Below are 25123 nucleotides of genomic sequence, written 5' to 3'. Positions count from 1 at the left end.
AGTTACCGTTCCTAAGGTCAAAAAGAAAAGGCACATCATGCGTAAAATAGGACTATACAGCTTGCTTGGGCTGTTTACGATTATCTCAATTTTTCCTTTTTACTGGATGTTTATCGGCGCTACGAATGAATCAGGAAAAATGTTTACAAACCCTCCAACGCTGAAGCCTGGCGATCAATTTATGACAAATCTACAAAATTTAAATGCTTCAATTGATTTAGGGCGCGTCTTTTTTAACTCAGTATTTGTTTCAGTCGTGTATGTGATTGTAGCTTTAATGGTCTGCTCCACAGCTGCATATGCGCTATCTAAATTTGAATTCAAAGGCCGAAACGCAATTTTCACTACGCTTTTATTGTCTATGATGATTCCATATCAAGCAACGCTCATTCCACTTTTTCAGCTGATGTCGAATTTTAATTTGCTTGACACGTATTTTGCACTTATTGTTCCGCAGCTGTGTTTTCCGTTTGCTATCTTTTTATTACGTCAGAACTTTTTAGCTTTTCCAACGGAACTTATTGAAGCTGCTCGTTTGGACGGAGCTGGAGAGATGAGAATCTTTTTAACTATTGTGCTTCCTTCTATGAAGCCTGCTATGGCTGCAGCAGCTATTTTCTTATTTATGACACAGTGGAATAACTTTATGTGGCCTTTAGTTGCGACTACATCTAACGAAATGGCTACATTACCAGTTGCTCTTTCAAGCTTAATTGGCTTATCGATTATTGATTACGGTCAAGTAATGATGGGAGTAACAATTGCAACCATTCCAATCATTGTCTTCTTCCTGGCACTTCAGCGTCATTTTATTTCAGGAATGCTTGGAAGTGCAGTAAAATAAAAGCAGAAGCTCCTATTATAGGAGCTTTCTCAATGAACAGGGGGAGAGAAGATGGGAGAAATACCTGTAGGAGTTCAGCTTTATACGCTGCGTGAAGAAATGAAAAAAGATTTTAAAGGAACGCTTCAAAAAGTAGCTGCTTTAGGATATCAAGGGGTAGAATTTGCAGGGTACGAAGGATATACAGCAAAAGAAGTAAAAGCATGGTTAACGGATTTACAGCTGAAGCCGGCTTCTAGTCATGTGCCGCTTGAACAATTAGAATCTAATTTAGAGCAAGTGATTCACTTTGAACAGCAAGTTGGAAATTCACATATTGTTTGTCCTTATTTAATGCTTGAACGTCAAACTGAAAAAGGATATCACGTGCTTATTGATTCTTTAAATGATATTGATACGTATTGTAAAAAAGAAGGTATGTCGTTTAGCTATCATCATCATGATTTTGAGCTGAAGAAATTGTCAACTGGAAAGTCAGCTCTCCAAACAATCTTAGAAGAAACTGAGGTAAACGTAGAACTGGACATTTATTGGCTGACTAAAGCAGGTGAAGATCCAGTGGAGTGGATGCAGCATTATCAAAATCGTGCGCCTTTTATTCATTTAAAAGATATGACAACAGACGGCGAGCAGTTTTTTGCTCCTCTTGGTACCGGAGGAGTAGATGTAAAGGCTGTAATGCAAGAAGGACATAGAGCAGGCGTAAAATGGTGGATCGTTGAACAAGATCACTGTATAGAAAGTCCACTTAGCAGCATTAAAAAAAGCTTAGCATATATCAAATAAAAAACGAACAGACAGCGTCTGTTCGTTTTTTATTGATAAGCTGGAGTCCACTCAATTTCTCCGCACTTATTCGTATAATCAATATTCACCTCAAAGTTATGTTTTTCATAAAAATGAATCAATCTTTCGAGATGATCCCAATCGCGCTCAGCGATATCGCCTTTAATGACATGAACATTTTGATCAACCGCTACTTCTTTTAAATAATTCATACATACAGAACCATATCCCTTATTAGCGGGCCCTTTAATGTCACCAATAAAAATCGTGTGATTATCTTCATATACGCCATCGATGGCAAAATCCCAAGCCCCTCTATAGGCTTTTGTACATTCATTTAGCATAATTTTACATGCGTTTCCGTCATTTTGTGCCGATACAATAACTAACTGATTATCTTCAGGCTGATCGACACCAATAACTTCATACTTTTTAGCAATTTCTTTTAAATTATCCTGCATGCGAAATAGCTGAAACTCTAAATCATCAAGTGTTTCTTTTAGTTCTTCTGCATTCTGGTTTTTTTCTGTAAGCTGAGTAAACATTTTATACTCCTTTCCGTCTGTTTTCGGTCTAAGTGCGCCTATGACAAAGAGGACACGGTGTATAAAGCGAAACTTTATTTAGCAAAGTATCTACCTTAGTAAAAATATAAAAAGGAAAGAACCTGATTTGATTGATTATTCATCAAAACGGCTGCTTTCCTTAGCATTCACTTTTAAATTTTTCACAACTTGTATAAGGGTAACAAAGACTCATTAATTTTGTCAATAAGGTTGTAGGTCTATTTATAAAGAAGATAACAGGTCATTTTACTTATTGGGAAGAAAAAATAATGAGTGAAAAAAGAATCATTTTAAAGTAAAATCATTGAAGGAAAAGTATGGTTAAAAAGGAATTGCTTTTCATTTGGAAAAAACATACTTAAAATAAAAGTAAGAAAATATTTCATTTACTTACAAAATATTATAGAAAAATGGATGGAGTAATATGGGGTAAGTGTTAACTATATCGAACAAAGGGTGTATAAGATGGATAAATATCAAATTGCATTATTAGCTAATGTCCGCAAGCAGCTGCAAGAGTGGACCGATCAAAATGAAGAAATACCTCATGAAGAAGTGTACCGCTTTTTGCATTCAATTTCTGGAACGTCTGCAACCATTGGACTGAATTATTTAGGAGATCGTTCCCGCGAGTTAATGGAAGCTTTTGAAAAAAATCAGAAAAAAACCTGGGGTTACGCGGAGTTGAATACATTTTTATTAGATATTATTAAAATTTGTTATCAAGATGAAATTCAATCCGTAGAAGACATAAATAAACCGATAGAAATTAGTGAACAAACAGCGAATGTTTTACTTGTGGATGATGATCTTTCAATGCTGATGTATTTAAAAGAACAGTTTGAAAAACAAGGGTGGTACGTATTAGCAACTGCCTCTAAAGAAAAAGCCATTACGGCTTTTTACGAATTAAAGCCGGATTGTTTTGTTGTTGATGTACATATGAAAGACTGTACAGGCTTTGACATTCTTTCATTTTTACGTGATAAAACAAAGCAACTGTTCGTCCCCATTGTCATGATGAGCGTTGATAATCAAAGAGAGACGCGTTTGAAGGCTTTTAAATTAGGGGCCGATGATTTTTTTGTTAAACCTCTCGATATGGAAGAAAGTCTACTTCGAATTGGTCACCATATTGAACGAAAGCAGATGTTTAACTCCTATTTAATGTTTGATGAATTAACAGGAGCCTATAACCGAACGTATTTAAAAGAAATCTACAGTCAGCAGCTATCCAGCTACGACCGCTTAAAAGATCCTTTTTGTTTAGCGATTTTAGATTTAGATTTCTTTAAGAGAATAAATGATCGATATGGACATCTTATGGGAGACCGTGTGCTGCAAGCATTTGTAGAGTATATGAAGCATGAAATTCGTCCAACAGATCACATTTTTAGATATGGAGGCGAAGAATTTATTCTTTTACTGCCAAAAACCAATATAAAAGAGGCAGAAACAGTATTAAATAGACTGTTGGATTTCTTTGTGGAAAAAGTGTTCACACATCAAAGCAATTCGTTTTATTGCAGCTTTTCCGGCGGAGTTGTAGAAGTTCATAACACTGAATGGCCGTTAGAAAAAGCTCTTCATCAAGCTGATGAGGCATTATATATAGCGAAGGAATCAGGACGTCAAAAAATTGTAGCTTCTTCTCAAAGCAAGCTGGTTAAAAAGCGAACGCTTCGTATGGCTATTATTGATGATGATTCTATCATTCGAACGATGCTGAAAGAGCTTTTAAGTAAGATTGATGTAGGAGATCGCTATGAAGTGAAAATAGAAGTGTTCAAAGATGGCATTGAATTTTTTGAGTCTCAATGGATTCATTCTAGCGATCAGTACTTTGTTATTTTAGACGGAATGATGCCTAAAATGGATGGCTTAGAAGTGCTGCAAAAATTAAGACAGAATAAACGTCACGATCAGTATACGGTTATTATGCTTACATCAAGAAACAGCGAACAAGATATTCAAAGAGCATTAGAACTTGGGGCAGACGATTACATGACAAAGCCATTTAAGTTAATGGAGCTTGAAGCGCGCGTGCGTCATTTAATGAAGAAGGTGAAATAAATGGCGATGTCAATTCAAGTGGTATATGTCTTATTTGGCGGATTGCTATTGCTTTTAGTCTGTTTTCTGAGTTATTTACTTATTCAAAAAGCGCGTTTAAACGCTTTTCGAGCAAAAGTAGAATTCTATAAAGATAGTATGAAAGAATCTCTTTTTATTTATTTATACAGAAAAGATGAAGAACACCGGTTAGAGCCTAAAAATAGAATAGAGCTGGCGGGTGTAGAGGAACTATTGAGCGGTTTTTCTGCAGCTGTACAAGGCGATGAAATTCTAAATAACATCACGCTCTATGCGGAGAAGGTTTTTACACCCAAATATAAAAAAGAGCTGCATCATTCTAGATGGAGTGTCAGAATGAATGCCCTTTATGCTATTGAAGATTTTGGTCTAACTACGCTAACAGACCAATTAGTAGAAATGTATGAGAAAAAAAATAGTACAGCGGCTGAAAAAAATCAAATTTTAAAAATTTTAGTTAAGCTGAACCGCCCTGAGTTTGTTGTGTACATGACAAACGCTTCTAGACCGCTGTCTGAATTTATGTACCGCTCTTTGTTTGGAACTATGAACAGTGAGCAGTTTCAGCAATTTATTAATAAATTTGAAAATCTACAAGAAGAAATTCAGCTGCCTCTTATCGATATGATCGGTATCAATCATAAGTTAGAGTATATAGATTTCTTAAAAATGCACATGAAAAGTTCATCAGAAGAACTGCGAATTCGTTCATTGAAATCACTTAATGCTTTATCTTTTCCATTAAGAATAGAGGAGCTCACGAACCATCTTCAGTCAGGTATTTGGCAAGAAAGAATGATGGCTACAAAACTAATAGGCAAAACGAGAGATGAGAAGGGATTGTCACTTCTTGAGCAGTCGCTAAAAGATTCTCATTTTCTTGTGCGTTCGAATGCTGCTCAGTCAATGATGAAAATCCCAACAGGTAAAGAATACTTAGTTCAAGTATACAAAACGACTGATGACAAGTTTTCGAAAGATATGGCAGCAGAATGGCTTGAAAAAGGAGGAATTACGGTTGTGGAATAGTGTTTGGCATCTTTTATTGTCCATTTGCGGATGGGCTGTATTTGCTTATATGATTTTTGTGCTTTGTTTTTATTTTATGATGTTTATCATCTCTGCTTTTCAACTGCGAAAGCAATATCAATTAAATGATGAAGAACCTTATGAAGATTTGCTTGCGGTTAGCTATACAACACCGTTATCTATATTAGTTCCCGCTTATAACGAATCTGTCGGGATTATTGGAAGCGTGCGTTCGCTGCTTGGAATTGAATATCCGGAATATGAAGTAATTGTAGTAAACGACGGATCTTCAGATGATACGTTAGAAAAGCTAATCGAGGAGTTTTCTCTTGTGAAAATGAATCGAGTTGTGAGAAAGCAAGTAGAGACGAAAGAAGTAAAAGCTGTATATCGTTCTAAATTATACGATTATTTATATGTAGTTGATAAACAAAATGGGGGAAAATCAGATGCATTAAATGCAGGAATTAATTTATCCAACTATCCTTATTTTTGTTCGATCGATGGCGATTCAGTGTTAGAAAGAGATGCTTTTTTAAAAGTTATGAAGCCAATTATTGATTCAGACGGAGAAGTAATTGCTTCAGGGGGAAGTATTCGAATTGCAAATGGATGTAAAATCGAAAACGGTGCGGTCGTATCGATTGGACTTGATACACAGCCGCTTGTTGTGATGCAGATTATTGAATATTTACGTGCATTTCTTATGGGGCGCATTGGTCTCAGTCGCCATAATTTATTGCTTATTGTGTCAGGAGCATTTGGCGTATTTTCTAAACGCTGGGTGATTGAAGCTGGGGGTTATTCTCATACGGTCGGCGAAGACATGGAGCTCGTTGTTCGCCTGCACCGACTGATTAAACAGAAAAAAACCAACAATCAAATTGTTTATATTCCAGATCCCGTATGCTGGACAGAAGCACCCGATGAAATCAAATATTTGCGAAGACAGCGGAACCGCTGGCACCGTGGTTTATTTGATAGTCTTTGGAAGCATAAAGAGATGCTGTTTAATCCGAAATACGGAAGCATCGGAATGATTTCTATGCCTTATTTTGTGTTTATTGAACTAATCGGACCGGTCATGGAAATGTTAGGCTATTTGTTTATTGTTATTTCTCTAGTTGTAGGCGGGATTTATGTAGAATTTGCTTATTTGCTTTTTCTTTTAATGGTTGTATATGGTTCTCTTTATTCAATGGCGGCCGTTTTGCTAGAAGAGTGGAGCCTTCGTAAATATCCAAAAGTATCCGATATTGCTAAGCTATTTGTCTTTTCCCTGACTGAATCCTTTTGGTATCGCCCTCTAACTGTTATATGGCGCTGTCATGGATTGTTGGATGTTATTCGCAATAAAAAAGGCTGGGGAGACATGCAGCGAAAAGGAGTTTCACAATGAAAAAATGGTTATTAATCGGCGGCATTATTTTGGTTATGGCGATAACGGCTTCTCCATTTCTTATTTGGCAGCTAAAGAAACCAACTGATTTGAATATGCTTGTTATTGATAAAACAGTGCCAGATCAAACGTTTCGAGAGCATCAAGGCTTAATGTGGATGCAGAATCAAGCGAAAGTACGCAAAGACGGGAAGCCTTATGAAATCTCAAAAGATTATGCAGGGTTTTACCCAAAAGGAGATAAAACATACAGCATTAAATCTCTGCCAAAAACAAACTCTGCAGATATGATTTATATCACCGACACGTATGGTGTATACAAAGAAGATTTAGGCGTAAAAGCTAAAAGAGGAGATCGCTCTCAATTGGTGTATGGCGGCATGACTTCTGAAGACGTGAGCTATGTTAAGAAAGCGCTGAATGGACGTACAAAAACGCTGATTGGAGAGTTTAATACATTTGGAAGCCCTACTTCCTTAGACGTTCGCAAAGAACTGTATGAATTGTACAATGTTACGTGGTCTGGCTGGATTGGTCGCTACTTTGAGGAATTCGGCAGTGAAGAAGTTCCTGCTTGGGTGAAAAGTGCTTACAAAAAGCAGTACAACAAAGAGTGGAGCCTTACAGGAAAAGGCTTATTATTCGTTAATGAATCCAATAAGCTCGTTATTATAACGGAAAAAGAATTAAAAGAAAATCCAGTATGGTTTCAATATACAAAACAAGGAAAGAAAACATTAAATTTACAGGATGAATCTGCTTATCAATATTGGTTTGACGTAATTATACCCCAGCAAAAAAGTGATGTGCAGGCTCAGTTTGTCTTTCACTTGGATTCTGAAGGAAAAAACAAGCTAAAGGAAAATGGTATCCCTTTGTCCATACCAGCAGTCGTTCATCATAATAAAGAGCGATATGATACCTATTACTTTGCAGGAGATTTTGCAGATCAAGGAGAAGTACCTTCCATTTATCAAACCTCTTTTTACCCCGTGTGGAAGAAATGGACAGAGAAAATCGGAAAAGAAGATGAGTCTTCTTTTTACTGGACTGTTTATCTGCCTCTTATGAATAAGATCATAGATCAACAGCAAAATGAATCGCAGCCTGCTTCTGTTACTTTTAATGAAAATATGGAAATCTATGAAGATGCTGACCGTAAAGTAGCAGGGAAAGTAGGAAAAGATTATTTGCAAGTTTATCAAAATGGCAAGTGGCAAGATTTGCTGATTAAAGGAGTAAATATGGGCATTAGTAAGCCAGGACATTTCCCTGGTGAGACTGCTATTTCGAAAGAAGAATATTTGCGCTGGTTTAAAGAAATTGGAAAGATGAATGCAAACTCAATCCGCGTATACACCATTCATCCTCCCGCCTTTTATGAAGCGCTTGCTGAGTATAATCAAAAAGCCAAAGAACCCATTTATCTTTTTCATGGGGTATGGGTGAATGAAGAAGTTTTCTATGATTCACAAGATGCTTTTGCAAAGGAAAATACAAAAGAATTTGAAGCTGAAATGAAAAGGATTGTAAACGTTATTCATGGAAATGCCACACTGCCAAAACGGACGGGACATGCAAGCGGAACGTATACAGCAGACATTTCTCCTTATGTTTTGGGCTGGATTATAGGAGTTGAATGGGATCCCACGGTAGCTCTTTCGACAAATGAAAAACATAAAGGAATGAAAGATTTTAAAGGGCAGTACATCTATACCGAAAAAGGCAACCCCTTTGAAATTTGGCTTGCTCAGCTTATGGAAAAAACAATTTCCTATGAGCAGGATAAATATGATTGGCAGCGGCCTATGAGCTTTACAAACTGGGTGACGACGGATTTGCTTACTCATCCATATGAGCCTTCTGAAGACGAAGATAAAGTGTCCGTTAATCCTAATTTAATTCACACAACTAAAAAATTTGAGCCGGGCTTATTTGCCTCTTATCATATTTATCCGTACTATCCTGATTTCTTAAACTATGAACCTCGTTATCTCGCTTATCGAGATCATCGAGGAGAGAAAAATAACTACGCAGGCTATTTGCAAAATATGAAAGAAGTTCATCATATGCCCGTTCTTGTTGCTGAATTTGGCATTCCGGCTTCGCGAGGACTCACCCATAGAAACGTATACGGGTGGGATCAAGGCTTTCACACGGAACAAGAACAAGGAAAGATTCTGTCACGCTTATACGAAGACATTGTCGAAGAAAAAATGGCTGGCGGTATGGTCTTTACATGGCAAGATGAATGGTTTAAGCGAACGTGGAATACGATGGAGTACGACAATCCGAACCGAAGGCCATTTTGGACGAATTTGCAAACGGGAGAGCAGCATTTTGGACTGCTGAGTTTTGATCCAGGAACGAAGCTGAAAGTCAAAGTAGACGGTAAATCAGATGATTGGAAAAAGCTGAACAGCAAGTCGGTATATAAGCCGTCTAAAAAGTTAAAAGCATTGAACATTACAAGTGATGAAGGTTATCTATATCTACACGTGAGTGCAAAAGAACTGGAAAATCAAAAGCTTTATTTCTTATTTAACACGATTAACAATCAGGGACAGTCAAAGATTCCCCAAATTCCTTCCTTAAAAACAAAAGGAATTGATTTTGTAGCAGAATTAAACGGGAAAGAAGACAGTCATTTGTGGATAGACAGCTATTACGATACGTATTATTTTTCATATGCTCATCAGCTTCAAATGATTCCGGCCGTAAAAGGAACCGATACAAAAGACAACGGCATGTTTAATCCAATCAGACTCGCCCTTAACAAAGAGTTAGCGATTGGAGAAGGGAAAAACAAGAGAACCATTCCTTTTGACGCCTATGAAACTGGGAAGCTCCAAGAAGGAAACAGCGATCCTAACTCTTCATCATTTGATTCGCTAGCAGATTTTAAAGTAAATGAATCAAGTGGAATTGCTGAACTTCGCATTCCTTGGGCGCTTTTAAATGTAAAAGACCCGAGTCAAAAAGAAATAATGGGAGATATTTGGTCCAAAAAAGGATTAGAATCCAGCGAGAAAATAAAAGGGATTCAAGTGGGAGTCGTAGCTGTTAATAAGAAGAGCAATGACGTAGAAGATACGTTTCCGACTCAGAAAATAGGAGAACTTTTATTAAAAGATTTTTACTTATACAAGTGGAGAAATTGGAAGTATCCAACTTTTCATGAACGAATAAAGCCGTCCTACTTCATATTGCAAAAAACGTATGGACGACTACAAGCGGAGGAATAACAATGGCAAAAATTTTATTAGCAGAAGATGAAGAAGTGCTTCGTATGTTAGTGGTAGATACCCTTGAAGATGAAGGACATGATGTGACGGAAGCAGAAAATGGCGAAGAAGCTTTGGAATTTATTAAAGAACGTGATTTTGACTTAATTATTTTGGATTATATGATGCCCGTGTTCACCGGGCTTGAAGTCATTCAACAGCTAAAAGAAATGAAAGATAAGCGCCATACAAAAGTATTGATGCTTTCAGCTAAGAATCAAGCTGCTGATCAAAGCCGAGTGTTAGAAGCAGGGGCTGCGTATTTTATGTCTAAGCCGTTTAGTCCCCTCTTGCTAGCCGAACGTGTCGAGGAAATTTTAGATGAACAATAAACTAAAACGAAAAAGTATCTCAATCCAGTTCATCCTCTTAGCAAGTATCCTTTTACTTGCTTTTGCGGCGGGTTCAACTGTACTTGTTGTACGGCAAAAAGAAATTACAGCTGATTATGCCCAGTACAGGGCACAAGTACGGGAAAAGGCACAGCTGCTATCTACAATTGATAAATCAATGAACAAGGCTTTTTTGCAGGCTCGTGGGTTTATTGCATTTGATTCAGAGGATATGTATAACGAGGCTGCAAGTCAGCAAAAAATTATCGAAGAAAATCTTGATCGACTTTCAGGTCTAGCCGCAGATAGACGTGAGCGTACGTTTGTAAATGAAGCGACGGTGATGCTAAACACGTATTTTAATCAAACGCTTCCTTATTTTAAAGATATTTACGACAAAAAAGGTATTGAAGGAGTCCGCTCTAGTCCTGAGCGGAAGGCTGCTTCTACATCAATAGAACAAATGCAAAAAGAACTTGATGACTACCAAAAGGAATTAACTAAAGACTTAAATACACAGTACGATGATACGTCGAGTGACATGCAGAAAAGTCAAACGCTCTTTATTTTATTTTTAGCGTTTACAGTGGTCATTTTATTATTGCTTACACGGGTACTGCTAAATAAGTTTGTAAAGCCGCTGAGTCAGCTCGCATATACGGCAAGCGAAATTGCTGCCGGAAAAGAAATGCCTATGACATTTGATGAACATAGAAGAGATGAAATTGGTATGCTATCTCAAGCCTTTTACAAAATGGTATCGACTTTGCAAAATAATGAACAGGAGTTAACGGCTCAAAATGAGGAGCTGATTGCACAGCAAGATGAATTGCACAGTCAGCAAGATGAACTTCAGCACGCGTTAGAATTGACCAAGGAACGAGAAGGGGAGTTAGAATTGCGCAATTTATTTGTGCATGGACTAACAAATTCTCTTCACAAGCAAGAGGTTCTCACGAGTGCTGTCACAAACATGAGCCGGGTGATGAAAGCTGATCACGGGTTTATTATGCTAGCCGATGAAAAGACACATGCTTCATTTGGTCTATCTTCATCAAGTGTTCAACAGATGGTGGCAAATCTTCATAATAATTACGTTGATCATGTGCAAAAGACGAAAAAATGTATGGTAGTAAAAAGAGAGTGTATAGAACATGAGCGCCTATATCATCAGCAAACGTTTTATTTGTATGATGTTATCGTACCGGTGCTCTCTTCACAGGGAGATATGCTAGCCTATATGTTTTACAGCCGCTACGCGGATGAATACACAGAACATGAATTACAGACATTTGAAATACTGGCAAAACAAATTACGATTGCCCTTGAAAAAATTTATATTTACGAAGAGTCTGAGCATGACCGATTGCTATCTCAAGATATTTTAAATTCGATTCAAGAAGGAATGCAGCTTGTAGATACAAGAGGTACGATTCTACAAGTGAATACGAAGATTAGCGAATTGTTTCAATATGAGCATCAAAGCGGACTTCTTCAGCTCTCTTGCAATCAATGGCTAGATGCTCTTTCTCAAAAAGTCGAAAATATACAGCAGCTGAGACAATACGTTGAAGCCATTTGTAAGGGAGAGCAAGCAGAAAAGTCTTTTGTTTATTACCTGCACACGGAAGGTAAGCGAAAAGTTATAAAAGTTTATAGCGAATACGTATATCGAAACCGTCAGATGTTTGGCGTATTGTTCGTTCATCGGGATATTACGAAAGAATTTGAAGTTGATCAGATGAAGTCGGAATTTGTAAGCACTGTGAGTCACGAACTGCGCACACCTTTAGCAAGTGTATTAGGGTTCACTGAGCTTATGCTAAACAAAACATTAAAAGAAGAAAGACAGAAGAAGTACTTAACTACTATTTATCAGGAAGCACAGCGGTTAACATCTTTAATCAACGATTTTCTGGACGTCCAAAGAATGGAAGCGGGGAAACAAACCTACGATAAAAAGTATCAAGACATTCTGCCGCTTATTAAGCAGGTGATTGAGGTCCAGAAAATACAAACAAGTAAGCACGAATTTGATATGATTTCCGATCAAGAGCATTTTACAGTAATGGGAGATAAAGATAAGCTGCTGCAATTGTTTAATAATGTAATTAGTAATGCAGTGAAATATTCCCCCGATGGAGGGAACGTTACAGTTAAAGTGTATCAAAAGGAACACGCTGTTTATATTGATATTCAAGATGAAGGGATTGGTATACCAAATAAAGCGCTAGGTCAATTGTTTACCAAATTCTACAGAGTAGATAACTCCGATATGCGCAAAATTGGCGGAACAGGTCTAGGATTAGCAATTGTAAAAGAAATTGTAAAAGCTCATGGCGGAGACATTACTGTACAATCGGAATGGAAAAAAGGAACAACATTCACGGTTGTTCTCCCGCTTCTATATGAAGTTCAGTACGATGAAGAGATGATAAATACGAATGATAGCCGTAAAAGCGTAGTGATTGTAGAAGATGATAAAAGTTTAGCGACGCTTTTACAGGTAGAATTAAAAGAAAGCGGTTTTCACGTTCGGTATTTTAACAATGGAGAAGACGCATTAAACTCTATTCATCAGCAAAAGCCTGAAGTGGTTGTTCTAGATATTAAGTTAGGAGAAAATAAGTTAGACGGCTGGGATGTTTTAAGACAGCTCAAAGAAAATACAGAGACAGAAAAAATTCCTATTTTAATCTCATCTGCTTTAGACGAAAGAAGCAAAGGGTTAGAGCTTGGAGTGTGTGAGTTTCTGATTAAACCCTATCAGCCTAGTAAATTATCCAAAACGATTCTCCAGCTGCTTTTGAAAAAACAAGAGCACGAAGGAGAAATTATGATTCCATCAGATAAAGAAGAGTAGAAATTTGGTGAGGCTTCGTTATATTTACGGAGCCTCATTAAACGAAAAGAAAATTAGCAAAGTAATATAAAAAAACATTGAAAACGCTCTCAAAATGTGGTTTTATAGAAAGTAGGCATAACATGATGACCTTAGAATTACCTTTTTCCACCTCCTTACATGCGTAAGGAGGCTTTTTTGTATAAATATAGTAAGATAAGATAACAAAACCTGATGCAGAATCGTTCATTGAATTTCAGCTAATTAAGAAACTGCTCAAGAAAGTTTGATAGTGAAAGGAGTGAAGCTCTGGAAATTATTTTACAAAGAGAGGATAGTCTATCCAAGAAGTGAAGGTAGTTCAAATTTTATAATCATAGTATAATAAAAAATACAATTATAAAAGCTGTGTTTATTATACATCTTTTATATAGAAGGTAAGATTGAATTTTATATTTGCTTAAAGGAGGTCTTTCCTTGGATATTGCGTATATAATTGCTGAAGAAAGAATTAGACAAGCAATAAAAGACGGTGACTTTGATAAGCTGCCTGGGGAAGGAAAACCATTAAAGTTAGAAGATTTATCACATATACCTGAAGAACTGCGCCAAGCGTATAGGATATTAAAAAATGCAAACATGATAACGGATGAACAAGAGCTGAAACGAGATATGGCTACAATAGAAGAATTGATTTCTATATGCACGGATGCTAATGAAGAACAAAGGCTAACAGAGATGCTTACGGAAAAGCGTTTGCGCTTTGAGCAGCTCGTTGACAAAAAAAAGATGACAAGTTCTGCAGCTTACAGGACGTATCAGAATAAAATTTACTCCAAATTTTTTTATTAATGAGTGTAATGGACCAGACGATCGGAGGGTGAGAACTTGCGGCTGTTAATTTTATTGATTAGTATCATACTATTTATTTCGCTTTGTTTTTATATTTTTGCCCCACAAATAAAACGAGGTGCCCAATCGAAAAATGTGCCGGTTTTATTTATTCATGGTTATTTAGGCAGTCAAAAAAGCTTAGGGAAAATGATTAAACGATTTGAACAAAACGGATGGGGAACTAAAGTAGCTTACTGCGTTGTTCAAAAAGATGGAGCTATTCAGTGGAAGCACATTATGAAAGCAAAAGAGGGGAAACTTCCTCTTATTCATATCGTCTTTAAAAAGCCAGATGCCAGTATTGCACAGCAGCAAAAATGGATTGAAGCTATTATGCAAGATGTACGTGATACATATAAAGCATCTTCTGTTGATTTAGTTGGACATAGTATGGGAGGAGTAACAGCAGCAGCTGTTAGTTTGTCTAACCCTCAGTATATTCAAAAGTTAGTTACGTTAGGATCGCCAATTCAAGGATTAGATTATCAGGAATTAATGGAGATGTATCCTCATGCACGCAATCATATTGAATCTATGGGTGCTCGTGATTTAGCTTTTCACTCTATAGCGTTAAACAAGCTGTACGAAAGTCGTCAAGATTTCTCAAAAGAAATCGACGTTTTTTCAGGAGCAGGAGATGTGGGAGATAAGACAGATGGAGTGGTAACAGTAGAAAGTGCGTACGGACTGCAAGAGTTCACCGAACACATTCATCTCCACACGTTTCATGAAGCACATTCAGATTTACATGAAAGCTCAGAGGTTGATAAAGCTGTCTATCAATTTTTAAAACGGGATTAAAGGGGGATTACGATGCTTTACTTAATTAGACACGGCCAAACAGATTGGAATAAAAACAAACTTATTCAAGGGCATGCTGATATTCCGCTCAACGAAGCGGGAAAGCAACAAGCTAAACGCGTAGCGGAACGTTTTCGAGATATCCATATTGATGTAATCTATACAAGCGATTTGCTTCGCGCGCAGGAGACCGCTAGGGAAATTGCAGCTGCTGCTAAAGTAGAGAAAATGGAAGTTTGTGAGCAGCTGCGTGAGCGCTCTTTTGGAGAACTAGAATCAAAGAACGTAGAAGTTCTCCATGAGCTTGTGCCAAACTATGCGACAAATTGGGGAGAAGAGCCTTTATATAATATCGAAACACTCGAAGCGGCTCAAGAACGGATGGTTCAGCGGTTAACGGAAATTATGAAGAAGTCTATCGGAAAGAAAGTAGCAGTTGTTAGTCACGGGGCAGCAATTAATACATTCATTCATCATGTAACAAGCGGAGAACAAGGAACAGGGACTACTGTTTTACAAAATACATCGATTACAACTTTTGCTTATGAAAGTGGAAAATGGCGTCTTGAAACGATCAATGATGCCAAACATCTTGAATAAATATACTTAAAGAGGCTGTGGCAGTAGTATTTTAGTTGAGGGAAAATCCGAACGATTAATCGTTCGGATTTTTTTATGGTGATGGTGAACGTAGGTTTCATATATGTAAGTACTTCTAGCTGTTGATTTGGGGACAAGGCGAAGACTCCTGCGGGAAAAGCGGAAGGGATGAGACCCCGCATATTAATTCATATATAAATATTTATACAATTGATTTTAATAAAAATGCATAGTAAAATAAGTTTTATTACTATTCTATTAAAGCGTTTAGTATAACTGAATTTCCTAATATTGTTTAATAAGTAACTATATTTCGGAATAAGATTAATTGATTTGTATAATTTCAAGGAGGATGTAGTATGTCAAAAGATTGGAGTCACTTATTTGAAAGAATGCCTGAATTGCTAGCACCGACGATGGCTAAAGACCATCCGAATTTGCCCGTTGTAAAAGAAGAAGGATGCTATTATTATGGATTGGATGGTAAAGAATATCTCGATTTTACTTCCGGAATCGCTACGACTAATGTAGGACACAGACATCCGAAAGTAGTAAAAGCAATCAAAGACGGAGCAGATCAATTATTGCACGGTCCTTCAGGTGTTATTATGTACGAATCGATACTAAAGTTAGCCGATGAGTTAGGAAAAGTAACGCCGGGCAATTTAGACTGCTTTTTCTTTGGAAATAGTGGCACCGAAGCAATTGAAGGAGCCTTGAAATTAGCGAGACATGTCACAAAGCGTCCGTATGTTATTTCTTTTTTAGGGTGTTTTCATGGCCGCTCGATGGGAGCTTTAAGTGTTACAACCTCGAAAAGCAAATATAGACAATTTCAGCAGCCTTCAGGACTGACGTATCAAATTCCATATGCGAATCCAAAAGAGTGCCCTGCGGAGCTAGACAGAGATGTGTACTTTACTGAAAAGCTTGAAAAAGATTTTGAAATACTCTTTAAGCACCAAGTCACGCCTGAAGAAGTGGCGGCCGTTATTTTGGAACCAGTATTAGGAGAAGGCGGCTATATTATTCCTCCGAAAAGTTGGATGAAGAAGTTAAGAGAGATTTGTGATCGTCACGGAATATTACTTATTTTCGATGAAGTGCAAACAGGATTTGGCCGTACCGGCGAATGGTTTGCTGGACAAACGTTTGATGTCGTGCCAGATATTATGGCTATAGCAAAAGGAATTGCTTCTGGAATTCCGCTTAGTGCAACGGTAGCTTCTCAAGAATTAATGAAGCAGTGGCCCCTTGGCACACATAGTACAACGTTTGGAGGAAATCCTATTGGATGTTCAGCAGCCCTTGCAACTCTTGAAGTGATGAAAGAAGAACAACTGCTGGATAACACGAAAAAAATGGGCGCTTATGCGTTAGAAAAGCTGCATCTTTTAAAGGACAAACATTCAATTATTGGGGATATCCGTGGTTTAGGACTTATGATTGGAATTGAAATTGTTAATCCGCATACGGGAGAAGGCGATGGAGACGCCTTATTCGAGATTTTAGACTTAGCTTTAGAAAAAGGCGTGTTATTTTATTTTTGCGGAAATGCAAGTGAAGTTATTCGCATGGTACCTCCGCTTACTGTAACAAAAGAACAGATAGATGCCGGCATTCGTATGCTAGATGAGGCTATCACTTCTTTTGAGAAAAAGTCAGCTGTAAAAGCGTGATAAAAAAATATAAAAAAATTATATATTTGTAACCTAGTTGTCATAGTAATGGTAGCGATATCATAGTTTTAGAGGGAAAACAATTTTCTGAAAAGTAGTTGACATCTGTTTGTGCAGCATGTAACATAATATTTATCTTATCAACAATTATCAACAAAATTCGACAAACTTCTTATCAAGAGAGGTGGAGGGATAGGCCCTGTGAAACCTCGGCAACGGACTTTATAGAACCGTGCCAACTCCCACAAGCAGTGCTTGAAAGATAAGAAGAGACCAGGCTTACTAACAATTGTGATCCCAACCTCTTCTTACAGGCACTTAGACACTGTAAGTGGAGGTTTTAATTTTATGACAAGAAGATGACATTTAGATAAAAAACAGCAGGCGAAATTACCTGCTGTTTTTATATGCTATAAAATGATAAATAACCTACCATAATTCCTAGTAAAAGTACTCCAATTGTAATACCAACAATCCACCACATCATTTTTTTCATTATTTATTCCTCTTTATCAATTAACTGTAGCTGTTGATCCGCCTGAAGCGCCGGAAGCTGTACCGTAAGCAGTTTGTCTTTTGATTCCGGCATTTTTAGCTGCAATTTTCCACTGCCAGTCGATTCGCCCGTAGGCTCGATTATTTTGCACCCAAGATTTTGAGCTCTTTTTTGAAATAGACACAAGGGGGTTTACATTTTTCGTGACGACGCCTCGTACACTTTTGACTGAAGTCACCGATGAGTTTTTCGTGTAATAGTCTACATACACCGTTAGTTTTGTTGTTGTAAATCCAGCCGCTTTATAAGAAGCCGTATAAGCTGCTGTTTTGAATAAAGGTGAAGCCGTTCTTGCTCCGTATGCTGCTGTACTTGCAGCTTCGACCGTGCCGCTAGTTTCTTCAATATCCATTTTTAACAGAGATGGATCCTTTAGTGATTGTACAACTTTTTGTTTTTGTTGACGCGACAGTTTTGAAAATTCATACAGTGAACTTTTATCACTTTGCGCTTTCAAGAACTGCGTGTAAGAAGCAACCGTTAAATGTGCAGGTTTTTCACTAGCCATAACAGAGTTTGGTACGACTAATAGACATAATAACGCACTTATCAGGAAAAAAGAAAAAAACGTTCTTTTTGTAGCCATATTTATATAAATCCTTTCTAGTATTCTATCTTTATAAATAGATACGAAGTAATTTATCGTTTTGAAGAAGGACTGTGTGCTGACATATTAACTGTCATCACGACACGAGCTTGCTGTACAGATTTCATAAAACATTCGTATAGAGAAGCGAATACTTTGTTCACATCTCCTTCTAAAGCTGTTGCAAAAGGCACGGTTTCGGCAAATACTCCCTGTTGTTTAACTGCGCCAATTCCGCTTTTGATGATGTCTACATAATGCGGCGTATCTAATGGATACAAAGAAAATTGAGTGGATACAGGGAACGAAGCACAAAGCTGTTGGTTTGAAGATATGTTTTCTTTTGGTTTTATTTTTCTTTCTTCAAAATATTCTTCGTGCTGCCCTGTTGAAAACGTGGCATTCAGCACAATATGCTTTCCAGATTTTCCAGCACTTTTATAAACGGCTTGCACAACTTCAAATACGTCTTTAGCACTTCCTTCAATAAACGTACTAACACGGTCCGTTTTTCGCTGAACTTTAGACATATCCACTTCGTTTAGTGCGCCTAAAATAATATCGATAAAGTTATCACTCATAACGGAAAGCGTAAAACGGCAGCCAACATTTATTTTTTCCAAGTTAATCACCCCTAAAATATAGATTTGTAGTTTTTTAATCATACAAATCATAAAATAACTTTTCTGTTTTGTATAGAAACAGAAGATAGATTCTTTATTTTTAGGAAATATTACATAGAAGAAACGAAAATAAATTGCATAACATGAAAAATAAGGGTGTTAAGAAAAGTTACATAATAAAAAAGAATAAAAAAACAATGTTAGAACTTCTGACAAAAAGCTGGTATATAGACTGAAAACACCATATTATAAATACAAGATCACATTATTCTCCTGCGATTTCGTATAACCTCTTGAAAAAGGGACTTGGGATTTTATCATAAATCCAACCTCCTAGCTGTATAATCAGCTAGGAATTTTTTTTACCCAAACTCTCTATCGCGCATGAGGTTACCTACACTTATTCAACTCAGAGCATGCACCATATATATTTAAGAACAGTGTAAGAAAGATTGCTTGAAGATGTTAGTGTTCGGCTTGAGCTAGAAATAGATAGATGTTACGAAAGAGGGGAAAGAAGGTATGACGCACACATTAATTAAAAATGCAGAGATTATTACGATGAATGAGAAGAATGATATTATTTACGGTGACCTTTATATTGTTGGAAATCGTATTGCAGCAATCGCGAAAAACCTGCATCCGGAAAAGGTAGATAAAGTCATTGACGCAGCAAATAAAACGATTGTGCCGGGCTTTATACATACTCATATCCATTTATGTCAAACGCTTTTTAGAGGGCAAGCAGATGATTTAGAGCTGCTAGACTGGCTAAAGAAGAAAATATGGCCGCTTGAAGCTTCACATGATGAAGAATCTATCTATTATTCAGCGCTGTTAGGGATCGGCGAACTCATTCAGAGCGGGACTACAACAATTGTAGATATGGAAACTGTTCATCATACGGACTCTGCTTTTCAAGCTATATCTCAAAGTGGAATCCGAGCTCTTGCAGGAAAAGTAATGATGGATAAAAAAGGCGATGATCTGCCAAAAGCTCTGCAGGAGACAACGGCTGACTCGATCAAAGAAAGTGTAGAGCTGCTTGAAAAATGGCATAATTCAAATAACAGTCGTATTCGATACGCATTCTCCCCAAGATTTGTGCTGTCGTGTACGGAAGATTTGCTGCGTGAAGTGAGCCATTTATCAGCTGCATATAATGTCCATGTACATACTCATGCTTCTGAGAATCAAGAAGAAATTCGCATCGTAGAAGCTGAAACGGGTATGAGAAATATCATGTACTTAGATCATTTAGGATTAGCCAATGAACGCCTTATTTTAGCGCACTGTGTGTGGCTAAATGATCAAGAAAAGCAAATTATTAAGAATCAAGGAGTAAAAGTTAGTCATTGCCCAGGCTCAAACTTAAAACTTGCATCGGGAATCGCAGATGTGCCCGGTTTATTAGAGCAAGGTGTATTTTTAAGTCTTGGCGCTGACGGTGCTCCTTGTAATAATAATTTGGATATGTTCAACGAAATGAGGCTGGCCGCTACGATTCATAAACCCTCGCACGGACCAACGGCCATGAATGCAAAGCACGTGCTAGAAATGGCTACAATCGGCGGAGCGAAAGCAGTCGGGCTTGAAAAAGAAATTGGAAGTTTAGAGGTCGGGAAAAAAGCGGATCTTGCTATTTTAAATTTAAATCAGCTTCATACTTTTCCATCTTACGGCGTAGACCCTATTTCCAGAGTTGTGTATTCAGCAACGCGAGGAGATGTAGAATTAACGATGGTTGATGGAGAAATTGTGATGGAAAATCGCGTGTTAAAAACAATTGACCAAGGAATTGTATTGAAAGAAGCAAATCATTCGATTGATCGTCTTTTAAAAAGAATCCCGCTTTTGATTTCATAAGATGTAAAACAAAGAAGAGGCTGGAATGAAAGTATTTTAACAAAAGTAAAACTCGAATTATTAATCGGAGTTATTGATTAATAATTCGAGTTTTTTTGTTGTCAAGGTGAACGTAGGTTTCATCTGTTTATTTGTCTTGAGAATGGATTTATTTAGTTATGTCTTAATCTCTTTTTTGTATAAATGAGTAAAAAGAGTACTCTTGCAACAGACTAAAAAGATAAGAGAAATAAATTTTCAAAATTCCAAACTAACGGAAGATAAAAATTTTTATAATGATAGCGTTTTCTACCTTTGCATATCTACAAATTAAGACTATAATAGGACAAAAGATTTTACTTTGCAACGTAAAATCCTCCTAAATCGTGTCTTTTTTAGGACATTTGAATAGGTAGGATTTTTTATTTTTTTTAGAAGTAGGGAGGCGCGCGTGTTGGAGCGTAACGGAATATTAGAGCGCTTGTTTAAACTATCAGAGCGCAACACAACACCAAAACAAGAAATACTAGCAGGACTTACAACTTTTATGACGGTCAGTTATATGGTAATTGTCAACCCCATTATCATGTCTGACGCGGGTATCCCCCGAGAAGCGGCTCTTGCAGCTACCATTTATGCCATTGTATTTAGTACGTTACTGATGGCTCTATGGGCAAATTTCCCGATTGTAACCGGTCCAGGGATGGGTTTAAATGCGTTTTTTACGTATTCAGTAGTATTAGGGCAAGGATTGTCATGGCAAACGGCACTTGGAGCAGTTTTTATATCCGGGGTCTTATTTTTTGTTTTAACGGTAACAGGAATACGCGGAAAGATTATTGATGCCATTCCGAACGTATTAAAGTCTTCCATAGCAGTTGGAATTGGTCTTTTTGTTGCGTTTATCGGTTTGAAAAACGCTGGATTAGTTGTGGCAAACGAGTCTACTTTTGTAGGGCTTGGAAATGTCATGGATAAAGGTCCCCTACTGGCTATTTTTGGGCTGATATTAGCAGCTGTACTGATGGCTAAAAATGTAAAAGGTGCTCTCATTATAAGTATTTTTGCTACGACAATATTAGCGATGATTGTAGGAGTACAAGCAGTTCCTCATTCCTTGAAAGACGTCTTTTCAGCTACGCCGCCAAGCGTTGGAGAAACATTTTTTCAAATGGATTTAAAGGGTGCAGTTGCCTACGGCATTTTTTCAGTTGTATTTTCTTTCACCATCGTAGAATTATTTGATACGCTAGCGACATTGATTGGATTATCTAAAAAAGCAAACTTGGTAGATAAAAACGGTAAAATTCCAGGTTTAAATCGCGCGCTTGCAGCGGATTCAATCGGTACAATGGCGAGTGCTATTTTTGGAAGCACTGCGTTAAATACGTATATTGAAAATGCAACAGGTATTGCAGAAGGAGGGCGTACCGGCTTAAAGGCACTAACGGTTGCCATCTTATTTATATTTACCTTGTTTTTTGCACCGCTCATTCAATTTATCCCAAGCGTTGCTACTGCTCCGGCACTCATTATTATTGGTTCGCTTATGCTGAGTGACATTCGAAACGTTAACTTCGACGACTTTACTGAAGTTGTTCCCGCTTTCTTAACAATTGTCATGATGCCGTTAACCTACAGCATTGCAGAAGGTTTAGCATTCGGCTTCATTTCATACACAGCGATTAAACTGTTTACAGGACGCCGTCGCGAAATTCATTGGATGATGTATGTGATCACAATTGCCTTTTTTATCAATTTTTATATGAGTTCGCATTAGGGATGAAAAAAGACGTAGCATTAGGCTACGTCTTTTTTTGTAAAGGCTTGTTAAGGGAACGAATTTTTATTTCATTAAGGTTGATAAATGTCCCAAGCTGTTTTTAATGAATCAACGATATAGTTAGCTACTTCTTCAATATCTAAATTATCAGTTTCAACTTTCGAATGGTGATTGGAATAGATAGCTTGACGATCGTAAAATAGCTTTTCAATATCTTCTAAGCTTCTTCCTTGTAAAACAGGGCGGCTATCAATAATTAAACTAATGCGTTCTTTCCAAGAATCCCAAGATAAATCTAAAAAGAATACGATGCAGTTAGATAAACAAATCTCTTGAATTTCTTCTTGTAAAAAAGCGCCTCCCCCTAAAGAAATGATTTTTAAACGCTGCTGTGAAAGTCGATTTATTACTTCTTTTTCTTTTTGTCTGAAGAAAGTTTCACCGTGCTCTTTAAAAATCTGAGAAGTAGGCATATTAAATTCTCTTTCGATTTCTTGATCTATATCAACAAAATCTCTATACAATTTTTTGGCAACCATTTCTCCAATAGTTGTTTTTCCTACCCCCATAAAGCCGATAAATACAATACTTTTCTCTCTAAGAGATATGTCGTTATATGCCATTTTTAAGCCTCTTTCTGATTTTTAAATACAAATCGGATGTTATAGTAAATACTGAAATTATAATATAAATCCTTTAGTTTGTAAAAGCTACTATTCTTCTCTGAAATAAACCGGAAATTATTTTTTAGGATGCATGGAAAGATACACCCGAGTATCTTTTTTGCGCTCGTACTTTGGATTAGCGCTTCGCGTATATTCTTTTGACTGATGTTCTATATGGTAGTTCTGTTCAAACTGTTTGATTGCTTCATTAATTTCTTCTTGTTTTCCCATTAATCTTACTTGCAGCATTGTAACGTCTCCTTCCATATACTTTGCTTTTTGACTATATCATGAAATGAAAAAGAAGTAATTTTATTTTTGTTGACGAACCTGTATATACAGGTTAGAATAAAAACATAAAGCTTGTATATACAGGTTTGCGGTGAAATTTATATGGGGGATAGGAAATACAGGAGTAAAATGAAAACGGAAACAAGGGGGAAAAGACATGAATCGAGAATCTGTTGAACGCATTGTAGAAGCCGTTGGCGGAAAAGAAAATATTTCTGCTGCAACGCATTGTGTAACGCGTCTTCGACTTGTTTTAAAAGATGAAGGTAAAGTCAATCAACGTATGCTAGATGAGCACGAATTAGTAAAAGGATCTTTTTCTACAAACGGCCAGTTTCAAGTTGTTATTGGTCAAGGCACGGTTGATAAAGTATATAAAGAAATGGTGGCGCTTACAGGGATAGGTGAACTGTCAAAAGAGGAAGTGAAAAACGAAGCGGCTAAAAACTTGAATCCTCTGCAGCGCGCAATAAAAACATTAGCTGACATTTTTATTCCCATTTTACCGGCCATCGTAACCGCGGGTTTATTAATGGGAATAAATAATGTATTAACAGGAGCCGGAATTTTTTACGATGATAAATCAATCGTAGATGTTCATACACAGTGGAAAGACTTTGCGAGCATGATTAATTTAATTGCCAATACGGCTTTTGCCTTTTTGCCGGCTCTTATTGGATGGTCAGCTGTTACGCGTTTTGGAGGAAGCCCTTTATTTGGAATTGTCCTTGGGCTCATGCTGGTCCATCCTGATTTGCTAAATGCCTGGTCTTATGGAGAAGCATTAAAAAAAGGGAGCATCGATACGTGGAATTTATTTGGTCTGCACGTTGAGAAAGTTGGCTATCAAGGGCAGGTTTTACCTGTGTTAGCTGCTTCGTTTGTGTTAGCAAAAATCGAATTGTTTTTACGAAAACGAATACCGGATGGTTTTCAGCTTTTAATTGTAGCGCCTGTAGCTCTTTTAGTAACAGGGTTTCTCGCTTTTATTGTGATTGGTCCGATTACATTTGCAATAGGAAATGTGATTACAGGTGCAGTTGTATGGCTGTTTAAAACGGCTCCATTTATTGGAGGACTTGTATACGGCGGCTTATATGCTCCCCTTGTTATTACGGGCATGCACCATACATTTTTAGCCGTAGATTTACAGCTGATTGGAAGTGTCGGAAGTACGTTCTTATGGCCAATGGTAGCATTATCTAATATTGCACAAGGCTCTGCGGCTTTTGCGATAATGATTCTTTCAAAAAATGATGAGAAATTAAAAGGACTGTCTTTAACGTCAGGGATTTCAGCATGGCTTGGCATTACGGAACCTGCAATGTTTGGTGTGAATTTACGCTTTAGATTTGCTTTTATTTCTGCAGTGATTGGTTCAGCTATTGCAGGGGTCGTCATATCCGTGGCGGGAGTGAAAGCAGCATCGGTGGGAATTGGGGGTATCCCTGCTCCGTTATCAATTGTTCCACAGAGCTGGCCAGCTTTTATTATTGGAATGGTAATCGTAATTGTGGTGCCGTTTCTTTTAACGTTAACGCTTGGAAAGCTTCAGAAAAAATCAACCGTTACATCAACTGTCGCGGCTACAGAATCGTTTCAACATAATCCAAAGAATTAAATG

At 37.3% G+C, this 25123-nt stretch carries 20 protein-coding genes and 1 riboswitch; of the genes, 15 read left to right on the top strand and 5 right to left on the bottom strand.

Features of this window, described 5'->3' with window-relative positions:
- Positions 1-37 precede the first annotated feature (37 nt).
- Positions 38-844: a carbohydrate ABC transporter permease gene (locus ACFX4G_RS13140; protein WP_026106517.1), complete on the top strand. Its 807-nt coding sequence runs from the start codon at positions 38-40 to the stop codon at positions 842-844.
- Between the two features lie 51 nt (positions 845-895).
- Positions 896-1630, top strand: coding sequence for a sugar phosphate isomerase/epimerase family protein (locus ACFX4G_RS13135; protein ID WP_377575207.1), 735 nt, complete (start codon positions 896-898; stop codon positions 1628-1630).
- Between the two features lie 29 nt (positions 1631-1659).
- On the opposite strand, the gene ACFX4G_RS13130 is transcribed toward ACFX4G_RS13135, so the two are convergent.
- Positions 1660-2175 carry a GNAT family protein gene (locus tag ACFX4G_RS13130; protein ID WP_013055642.1) on the bottom strand — a complete coding sequence of 172 codons (516 nt, stop codon included), beginning with the start codon at positions 2173-2175 and terminating at the stop codon, positions 1660-1662.
- Between the two features lie 486 nt (positions 2176-2661).
- On the opposite strand from ACFX4G_RS13130, the gene ACFX4G_RS13125 reads away from it, so the two are divergent.
- From ACFX4G_RS13125 to ACFX4G_RS13080, 10 genes are all read left to right on the top strand, one after another.
- Entirely contained in the window at positions 2662-4269 is a 1608-nt protein-coding gene (locus ACFX4G_RS13125) for a GGDEF domain-containing response regulator (protein ID WP_377575204.1), read from the top strand.
- Positions 4270-5319, top strand: coding sequence for a HEAT repeat domain-containing protein (locus ACFX4G_RS13120; protein WP_097824215.1), 1050 nt, complete (start codon positions 4270-4272; stop codon positions 5317-5319).
- Positions 5309-6718 carry a glycosyltransferase family 2 protein gene (locus tag ACFX4G_RS13115; RefSeq protein ID WP_043980132.1) on the top strand — a complete coding sequence of 470 codons (1410 nt, stop codon included), beginning with the start codon at positions 5309-5311 and terminating at the stop codon, positions 6716-6718. The genes ACFX4G_RS13120 and ACFX4G_RS13115 overlap by 11 nt, the downstream gene beginning before the upstream one ends.
- Positions 6715-9963, top strand: coding sequence for a hypothetical protein (locus ACFX4G_RS13110; protein ID WP_377575200.1), 3249 nt, complete (start codon positions 6715-6717; stop codon positions 9961-9963). Before ACFX4G_RS13115 ends, ACFX4G_RS13110 begins: the two co-directional genes overlap by 4 nt.
- A gap of 2 nt (positions 9964-9965) precedes the next feature.
- Positions 9966-10334 (top strand): response regulator transcription factor, encoded by a 369-nt coding sequence (locus ACFX4G_RS13105; RefSeq protein WP_025749698.1) that lies wholly within the window; start codon positions 9966-9968, stop codon positions 10332-10334.
- On the top strand, positions 10324-13197 hold the full coding sequence (locus tag ACFX4G_RS13100) for an ATP-binding protein (protein ID WP_377575197.1): 2874 nt from the start codon (positions 10324-10326) through the stop codon (positions 13195-13197). Before ACFX4G_RS13105 ends, ACFX4G_RS13100 begins: the two co-directional genes overlap by 11 nt.
- 456 nt (positions 13198-13653) lie before the next feature.
- On the top strand, positions 13654-14028 hold the full coding sequence (locus tag ACFX4G_RS13095; protein WP_043980127.1) for a DnaJ family domain-containing protein: 375 nt from the start codon (positions 13654-13656) through the stop codon (positions 14026-14028).
- Between the two features lie 36 nt (positions 14029-14064).
- Positions 14065-14871, top strand: a complete 807-nt coding sequence (locus ACFX4G_RS13090) for an alpha/beta fold hydrolase (protein WP_043980124.1) — start codon at positions 14065-14067, stop codon at positions 14869-14871.
- 12 nt (positions 14872-14883) lie between these two features.
- Complete coding sequence (locus tag ACFX4G_RS13085) at positions 14884-15471, top strand: histidine phosphatase family protein (RefSeq protein ID WP_097824212.1); 588 nt, start codon at positions 14884-14886, stop codon at positions 15469-15471.
- 359 nt (positions 15472-15830) lie between these two features.
- Entirely contained in the window at positions 15831-17150 is a 1320-nt protein-coding gene (locus tag ACFX4G_RS13080) for an aspartate aminotransferase family protein (RefSeq protein WP_097824210.1), read from the top strand.
- 169 nt (positions 17151-17319) lie between these two features.
- A riboswitch (SAM riboswitch) is annotated at positions 17320-17419 on the top strand.
- Between the two features lie 243 nt (positions 17420-17662).
- Here ACFX4G_RS13080 and ACFX4G_RS13075 read toward each other — a convergent pair.
- Entirely contained in the window at positions 17663-18292 is a 630-nt protein-coding gene (locus ACFX4G_RS13075) for a hypothetical protein (RefSeq protein WP_097824209.1), read from the bottom strand.
- 53 nt (positions 18293-18345) lie between these two features.
- Entirely contained in the window at positions 18346-18924 is a 579-nt protein-coding gene (locus tag ACFX4G_RS13070) for a YkoF family thiamine/hydroxymethylpyrimidine-binding protein (RefSeq protein ID WP_255255764.1), read from the bottom strand.
- A 513-nt stretch (positions 18925-19437) separates the two neighbouring features.
- Between ACFX4G_RS13070 and ACFX4G_RS13065 the strand changes: the two genes are divergently transcribed.
- Positions 19438-20781 carry a 5'-deoxyadenosine deaminase gene (locus tag ACFX4G_RS13065; RefSeq protein ID WP_377575192.1) on the top strand — a complete coding sequence of 448 codons (1344 nt, stop codon included), beginning with the start codon at positions 19438-19440 and terminating at the stop codon, positions 20779-20781.
- Positions 20782-21214: 433 nt separating this feature from the next.
- Complete coding sequence (locus ACFX4G_RS13060; RefSeq protein WP_028407655.1) at positions 21215-22540, top strand: NCS2 family permease; 1326 nt, start codon at positions 21215-21217, stop codon at positions 22538-22540.
- Positions 22541-22614: 74 nt separating this feature from the next.
- Here ACFX4G_RS13060 and ACFX4G_RS13055 read toward each other — a convergent pair whose 3' ends face one another.
- Complete coding sequence (locus ACFX4G_RS13055; protein ID WP_025749688.1) at positions 22615-23166, bottom strand: shikimate kinase; 552 nt, start codon at positions 23164-23166, stop codon at positions 22615-22617.
- 117 nt (positions 23167-23283) lie between these two features.
- The gene (locus tag ACFX4G_RS13050) at positions 23284-23457 is read right to left on the bottom strand and encodes a YvzF family protein (protein ID WP_080781634.1); all 174 of its coding nucleotides are present in this window, start codon (positions 23455-23457) and stop codon (positions 23284-23286) included.
- Positions 23458-23656: 199 nt separating this feature from the next.
- Here ACFX4G_RS13050 and treP point away from each other — a divergent pair, with 199 nt between their 5' ends.
- Positions 23657-25120, top strand: a complete 1464-nt coding sequence (gene treP / locus ACFX4G_RS13045; RefSeq protein ID WP_028407660.1) for a PTS system trehalose-specific EIIBC component — start codon at positions 23657-23659, stop codon at positions 25118-25120.
- Positions 25121-25123: the final 3 nt, after the last annotated feature.

The sequence above is a fragment of the Priestia sp. YIM B13486 genome (assembly GCF_042787865.1).
Taxonomy (GTDB): domain Bacteria; phylum Bacillota; class Bacilli; order Bacillales; family Bacillaceae_H; genus Priestia; species Priestia megaterium.
The sequence above is the reverse complement of the archived record's forward strand: the minus strand, read 5'-3'. Positions and strand labels throughout refer to the sequence as shown.

Excerpts from the sequence above, each read along its gene's own strand:
- ACFX4G_RS13055 (WP_025749688.1), bottom strand. The coding sequence starts at position 23,166 with ATGGCATATAACGACATATCTCTTAGAGAGAAAAGTATTGTATTTATC.
- ACFX4G_RS13100 (WP_377575197.1), top strand. The coding sequence starts at position 10,324 with ATGAACAATAAACTAAAACGAAAAAGTATCTCAATCCAGTTCATCCTC.
- ACFX4G_RS13080 (WP_097824210.1), top strand. The coding sequence starts at position 15,831 with ATGTCAAAAGATTGGAGTCACTTATTTGAAAGAATGCCTGAATTGCTA.
- ACFX4G_RS13135 (WP_377575207.1), top strand. The coding sequence starts at position 896 with ATGGGAGAAATACCTGTAGGAGTTCAGCTTTATACGCTGCGTGAAGAA.
- ACFX4G_RS13120 (WP_097824215.1), top strand. The coding sequence starts at position 4,270 with ATGGCGATGTCAATTCAAGTGGTATATGTCTTATTTGGCGGATTGCTA.
- ACFX4G_RS13130 (WP_013055642.1), bottom strand. The coding sequence starts at position 2,175 with ATGTTTACTCAGCTTACAGAAAAAAACCAGAATGCAGAAGAACTAAAA.
- ACFX4G_RS13050 (WP_080781634.1), bottom strand. The coding sequence starts at position 23,457 with ATGCTGCAAGTAAGATTAATGGGAAAACAAGAAGAAATTAATGAAGCA.
- ACFX4G_RS13085 (WP_097824212.1), top strand. The coding sequence starts at position 14,884 with ATGCTTTACTTAATTAGACACGGCCAAACAGATTGGAATAAAAACAAA.
- treP (WP_028407660.1), top strand. The coding sequence starts at position 23,657 with ATGAATCGAGAATCTGTTGAACGCATTGTAGAAGCCGTTGGCGGAAAA.
- ACFX4G_RS13105 (WP_025749698.1), top strand. The coding sequence starts at position 9,966 with ATGGCAAAAATTTTATTAGCAGAAGATGAAGAAGTGCTTCGTATGTTA.
- ACFX4G_RS13110 (WP_377575200.1), top strand. The coding sequence starts at position 6,715 with ATGAAAAAATGGTTATTAATCGGCGGCATTATTTTGGTTATGGCGATA.
- ACFX4G_RS13125 (WP_377575204.1), top strand. The coding sequence starts at position 2,662 with ATGGATAAATATCAAATTGCATTATTAGCTAATGTCCGCAAGCAGCTG.
- ACFX4G_RS13140 (WP_026106517.1), top strand. The coding sequence starts at position 38 with ATGCGTAAAATAGGACTATACAGCTTGCTTGGGCTGTTTACGATTATC.
- ACFX4G_RS13075 (WP_097824209.1), bottom strand. The coding sequence starts at position 18,292 with ATGGCTACAAAAAGAACGTTTTTTTCTTTTTTCCTGATAAGTGCGTTA.
- ACFX4G_RS13065 (WP_377575192.1), top strand. The coding sequence starts at position 19,438 with ATGACGCACACATTAATTAAAAATGCAGAGATTATTACGATGAATGAG.